The following is a 6,000-nucleotide window of genomic DNA, read 5'->3' on the forward strand; positions in this document are numbered from 1 at the left end:
AGTAGAAAAAAGGAGGGCACACAATGACATGGTGGTATAATCAAAATGACATAAGACAATGTGAAGATAAAAATGTTTTAAATGGTCAATTAAATAATATAAGAAAAAGATTAGAAAATAATGAATCACTTAGTATAAAAAAAAGTGCATTACTCATATTAAAAGGGATTATCTCTGCTATAGTTTTAACTTCTTTTGAATATGCTAAAAAAAATCCAGAAGTTTTTGGAATCTTAAAAACAATTTTTACGATGGGATTTTTTATATCAGCATTATTAGTTTTACAATTACCCTACGGTTTATATCAACTTATTAAAAGAATATATATAAGTACAACAAACAAAAAAAATGACAATTAATGTTTCATGTTTTGTTTCTCTAGTTGAGTTTAAAAGCGATATGGAATATTTAAAGTTTTGTACAAATAATTAATAATTCAAATAATAAGGAATAAAAAAGAGATGATTATTTATGCAAAACTCTAATAAATTAAAAATAAAAAAATTTGCTCAGAATTGAAATACAGTAGATAGGATACAAGAAGCATTAAAATAATTTCGAGAAACACTTAATCAAGCACTTGAATCAAAGCTTGAAAATCATTTTAAATATGGTAAAAATCATTCTAAGTGAAACAATCCAGGAAATATTAGAAATGAATACAACAGAAAAGTTATTCAAATATACTTCAACAAAACTATTCTAAAAGAAATGGTAAATTTAAGCTAAGATTATTTACAAATATAAAAAAAGAACTAATAGGGGTACCACCAACATCTCATAAGATGTTAGTGAGCCCAAAAATAAATATTACATTAGTCATTTCATTATTTTTTTCAACAATAATGCTAAAGCCTATCAAAACATAGAAATGTTTATATTCAAATTTTTCTATTATCTACACTAAATTGCTAATATTCATTATAAATAAAGCCAATCCAGATATAATTGAAAAATATGTAGCTCCAACTGCTAAAGCCTTTAAATCTTTCATAAAAATCTCTACCCCCTAAACTTAACTATCTTAATTTAAACATTTTCTTAATCTCATCTTTTAACCTCTACTATAACTTATACCATGAAACAGAAAAAATCAATCATCAAAATATTAATTTCTTATTAAATTTTTATTTCAAACCAGCAGATATTTTTATAGCTGCCTGATGTTTTGGATCTATCTTATTATCCTTGTGTCTTCTACTGTTTTTAAAATGTATATCCATATGTCCTGATACCCCATTTCCCTTTATAAAATCATAATTATATCCATATCCAAACCCACCACTTCTTCCACTTACCATTTTACCGGCAGGTTTTCCTTCAACTCCTGCATGAGGCATAGCAGTCATAGATGCAGCAATAACTCTACCGTTAATATAAACTAAAACTGGTCTCCTTTTCCAGCTAAATCCTCCCCAAATCTTTTTAATAATACTAGTATCATTTTTTGTTAACGGTTCTACATCAGCATGATTAGTTCCTGCAGTTACTTTAACTTTAAATCTTAATCCAATATAAAAATCTTGAACTGTTAATACAGTTTTATTTCTCTTTAACATCTTCCTTACACTTTTCCACCAGTCGAGATACTCCCCATAACCTCTTTTAACATTTCCTCTACTTACAGCAGAACTCACAGCAGCAGTATAACTTATCAAACCTAAAGATTTCATTTTCTCAAGTGTTGACATTCCTACAATGCCATCTACTTTTAAGCCATACTTCCTTTGAAATTCCTTAACTGCTTCTTCTGTTATTTTTCCAAAATAAGTAGTAAATTTATCATATCTATACATTCCAACTTCTTTTAATACTCTTTGTAATATTTTTATATCATTATGCCTCATTCCCTTTTTATATACTGATTGAGTTAATTTTCCATATCCAAATAAGCCAAGTGATTCCATTTTACTTAATGTAGATTTCCCAGCTATACCATCAACAGACAAATTATATTTCTTCTGAAATTTTTTAACTGCACTTTCAGTTATCGCTCCATAATATGTAGTAAGCTTTTCATAATCATAAACACCATCTTTCTTTAAAGCTTTTTGAATTATTTTTATATCATTATGATTCATTCCCTTTTTATAAACATCCAAACTAAAATTTTGTCCAAAACATGTCATTGTCGTTGTAAAAATATATACAGATGTCAATACTGAAACTAATACTTTCCTCACAACCATACCTCCCTAAAACTAAAACAAACTACTTAATCTGTAATTTACTATATCATTTTTTATCAATATAAATCAAATTAAATTAATTTTAAAAAAGTCTGTGAATGATTCACAGACTTTTTACTTTAACTATTTAATAAATCTTTTATAACTTCAGAAGCAATTATAAGTCCTGCAACAGAAGGAACAAAAGCAATACTTCCTGGTACTTGTTTTTTTCGTATAAAAGTTTCATTATCATTATTATTTACATATATAGGCTTTATAGGTTTTTCTTTAGAATATACAACTTTTAACCTTTTAACACCTCTTTTCCTAAGCTCTTTTCTCATAACTTTAGCAAGTGGACACATAGAAGTTTTATATATATCTGCTACTTCAAATTTTGTAGGGTCAAGTTTATTTCCAGCTCCCATACTGCTTATAATGGATATATTTCTTTTATAACATTTTTCTACTAAATCTAACTTAGAACTAACCATATCTATTGCATCTACTACATAATCATAACTATCATCTAAAAGTTTATTAGCATTTTCCGCATTATATAACATTTTATAGGTTGCAACATTAGCTTTAGGATTTATATCTAATATCCTGTTTTTCATAACTTCAACCTTTGGTTTTCCAACTGTACTTCTTAATGCATGTATTTGTCTATTTATATTCGTTAAACATATATTATCATCATCTACAAGAACAAAATTCCCAACTCCAGTTCTAGCAAGTCCTTCAACAACAAAAGTTCCTACTCCACCAATCCCAAATACTGCAACCTTTTTTTTACTTAATTTTTCAAGTCCTTTTCTACCTATTAATAATTCAGTACGAGAAAATGAATGTAATTCCATTTATTTTTCCTCCTAGTTAAATATTTTTATTTCCTGTGAAATAACTTTACCCTATTTATATCACAGCTATATTATCTCCAATATCTTTTTTTATTTCAACTTTAAATATATACTTCCTATATTTCAATTGTTCAGTTTCTTATAATATTTAACTTCAATCAAAATAAATTCAAATTTAAATAGTATAAAAAATAAAAACCTTTTCTATCTAAAAGAAAAGGTTTTTTTGTATATCTATATTTTTCCTTTTATTCAACTTTTCTTGTACTACATCTAAAAATCTTATCTTATTTTCTGTCATAGATTTATATTGTTCTTTAGTAATTTTCCCCTGATTCATCAAAGTATCAGCCAATTTTAAAAAATCGTTTACCAATACTAATAACTCCCTTAACTCTTCCTCTTTTTTAATCATAATCTCTAATTTTCCCCCTTTTCCCCCTTATAAAGGGCCTAAACCACAAATTGAACTTTAACGGAATTACATAAACTCTTTTTCATTAACTTTAATAAAAATATTAATTTAAAATTAACATTACTTTAAATTAATATTACATTTAAATATACTATACTATACAAATTAAAAAAATCCTTCTTTCATTTAAAAAAATTTTGAATTTTTTACAATTTATTTATAACTAACTTTAACTATAACTTTAAAATCTCAACCTAAAAAGGTTGAGATTTTAAAGTTATTTACTATAAAGCTTTATTATTTTTATAATAACTTCAACTGCTTTTTTCATTGATTTTATAGGTATATACTCAAATTTCCCGTGGAAATTATGTCCACCAGTAAAAATATTTGGACAAGGAAGTCCCATATAAGAAAGCCTTGCTCCATCAGTTCCTCCTCTTATTGGTTTTATTATAGGAGTAACACCTACTTCCTTCATAGCCTTTTCGGCTATTTCCACAATATGAATAACAGGCTTAATTTTTTCTTTCATGTTATAGTATTGGTCTTTCATTTCAACTTCAATAACTTTTTCGCCTATATCATCATTTAAATACTCTGCAACTTTCATTAACTTCCTTTTCTTTTCTTCAAATTTATCTCTATCGTGGTCTCTGATTATATAATATAATGTAGTTTCTTCCACATTACCATTTATATCATTCAAATGATAAAATCCCTCATAACCTTCTGTATGAGCAGGTATTTCATTTGCAGGCAACATAGAATTAAATTTCATTGCAATTAATATTGAATTAATCATTTTATTTTTTGCTGAACCGGGATGAACATTTCTTCCTTTAATTTTTACTTTAGCATAAGCTGCATTAAAGTTCTCATACTCTAATTCTCCAACCTCTCCGCCATCAATTGTATATGCAAAATCTGCTCCAAATTTTTCTACATCAAACTTATCTGCTCCCCTGCCTATTTCTTCATCTGGTGTAAAAGCTACTTTAACTGTACCATGTTCAATCTCAGGATTATTTACTAAATATTCAATAGCTGTAATTATTTCTGCTATACCTGCTTTATCATCAGCTCCAAGCAAAGTAGTTCCATCAGTTGTAATCAAATCCTCACCTATATATTTTTTAAGTTCTGGAAAATCTTTTGGTGATAAAACAATATTTTTTTCGCTGTTTAATACTAAATCACTTCCATCATAATTTTTAATTATTTGAGGATTTACATTTTTTGCTGTCATATCTGGACTTGTATCCATATGAGCAATAAACCCTATAGTTGGAATATCTCTGTCCGTATTTGCTGGTAATGTTGCCATAACATACCCATTGGAATCAACACTTGCATCTTTTAATCCTATCTCCTTTAATTCTTCAACTAAAACCCTTGCAAAATCAAGCTGACTATTTGTACTCGGATAAGTTTGCGATTCTGAATTAGATGTTGTTTCCATTTTAACATACTTTAAAAACCTATCGATTAATTTCCCCATTTTAAACATTTCCTTTCTTTTTTGATTTACATAATCTTCTCTGTCTTTTATATATATTTTACTCAAAGTTAAAATAATATTATTTTCAGATGAATCAAACTTGACATTATTTATAGTTTTCACAGGCAGTACATCAATAGAAGTTCCCGTTATAAAAACACCATCATACTCAGCTATTTCATTTACCGAAATATCTTTTTCTACAACTTCTATATTATTTCTCTTACATAAATCAAGTATTTTTTTTCGTGTAACTCCAAGTAATACTTTTGAAGCTGGAGGTGTATATATCTTTTCATCTTTTACAAAAAATAAATTAGAACGACTGCCTTCTGTTATATCACCATTTTTATTTACTAATAAAGCCTCAAAAGCCTTTTCCTTCTGTAATTTTTCACTTATTAAATTTCTTAAATTTTTATTAAAAATTTTAGCATTCGGTTTTTGTCTTTCCGTTTTATATAATACTGTATGTATACCTTCTTTATAAAAAGATTTAGGTGGATAAAAACTCTTTATAAAATATACATATATCTCATCGAAATCGTTTTCAGAACCAATGCATAATATCTTTATATTATTATTATACTCTTTATTGCTATCAATTAATTTATGTATATATGAAATTATTTCCTCATCACTTACACTTAATTTCTTATTTAAAAGATGTGCTGATTTTCTAAGTCTTTCAATATGTTCTTCTAAATATAATGGAATACCTTCTATAATTCTTATAACTTCATATATAGATGAATTTTTAATTGATTTTGCCGGATTAACCTCACTTGTAGAATAAACTTCTCCATTATATACCAAAAAATTAAAAATAGCTTCTTTATCCATACATTCACCCCGTTGACTTATATCTATAAAAACCTTATAGAAAGCAACGCATACCTATAAATCTTTATAGATTTATAAATCTTATCCGATACTTCTATTATGAGGCTATAAGCCTGCATAACTCGAAGTCGCTTTCTACTTTTATGGGATTGCACAGCTTTAAATTAAGCCAACGGTTTTCACCTCCTACTTTGTATTTCTGCTGTG

At 26.9% G+C, this 6,000-nt stretch carries 5 protein-coding genes and 1 pseudogene; 1 reads left to right on the plus strand and 5 read right to left on the minus strand.

Features of this window, described 5'->3' with window-relative positions; genetic code table 11:
- The first annotated feature begins 23 nt into the window (after positions 1-23).
- Complete coding sequence (locus tag BUA90_RS08545) at positions 24-359, plus strand: hypothetical protein (protein ID WP_072967641.1); 336 nt, start codon at positions 24-26, stop codon at positions 357-359.
- Positions 360-1,127: 768 nt separating this feature from the next.
- Here BUA90_RS08545 and BUA90_RS08550 read toward each other — a convergent pair.
- The 5 genes and pseudogenes from BUA90_RS08550 to BUA90_RS12795 all read right to left on the minus strand — a co-directional run.
- Complete coding sequence (locus tag BUA90_RS08550; RefSeq protein WP_159430013.1) at positions 1,128-2,183, minus strand: peptidoglycan-binding domain-containing protein; 1,056 nt, start codon at positions 2,181-2,183, stop codon at positions 1,128-1,130.
- 125 nt (positions 2,184-2,308) lie between these two features.
- Entirely contained in the window at positions 2,309-3,034 is a 726-nt protein-coding gene (locus BUA90_RS08555) for a tRNA threonylcarbamoyladenosine dehydratase (protein WP_072967646.1), read from the minus strand.
- A gap of 208 nt (positions 3,035-3,242) precedes the next feature.
- Positions 3,243-3,449: a hypothetical protein gene (locus BUA90_RS08560; RefSeq protein WP_072967648.1), complete on the minus strand. Its 207-nt coding sequence runs from the start codon at positions 3,447-3,449 to the stop codon at positions 3,243-3,245.
- Between the two features lie 277 nt (positions 3,450-3,726).
- Positions 3,727-4,950 (minus strand): peptidase T, encoded by a 1,224-nt coding sequence (gene pepT, locus BUA90_RS12790; protein ID WP_072967661.1) that lies wholly within the window; start codon positions 4,948-4,950, stop codon positions 3,727-3,729.
- Positions 4,951-5,073: 123 nt separating this feature from the next.
- Positions 5,074-5,793, minus strand: a pseudogene (locus BUA90_RS12795) (aminotransferase class IV); the annotation flags it as partial.
- Positions 5,794-6,000: the final 207 nt, after the last annotated feature.

Source organism: Caminicella sporogenes DSM 14501 (assembly GCF_900142285.1).
In the GTDB taxonomy this organism is placed as follows: Bacteria; Bacillota; Clostridia; order Peptostreptococcales; family Caminicellaceae; genus Caminicella; species Caminicella sporogenes.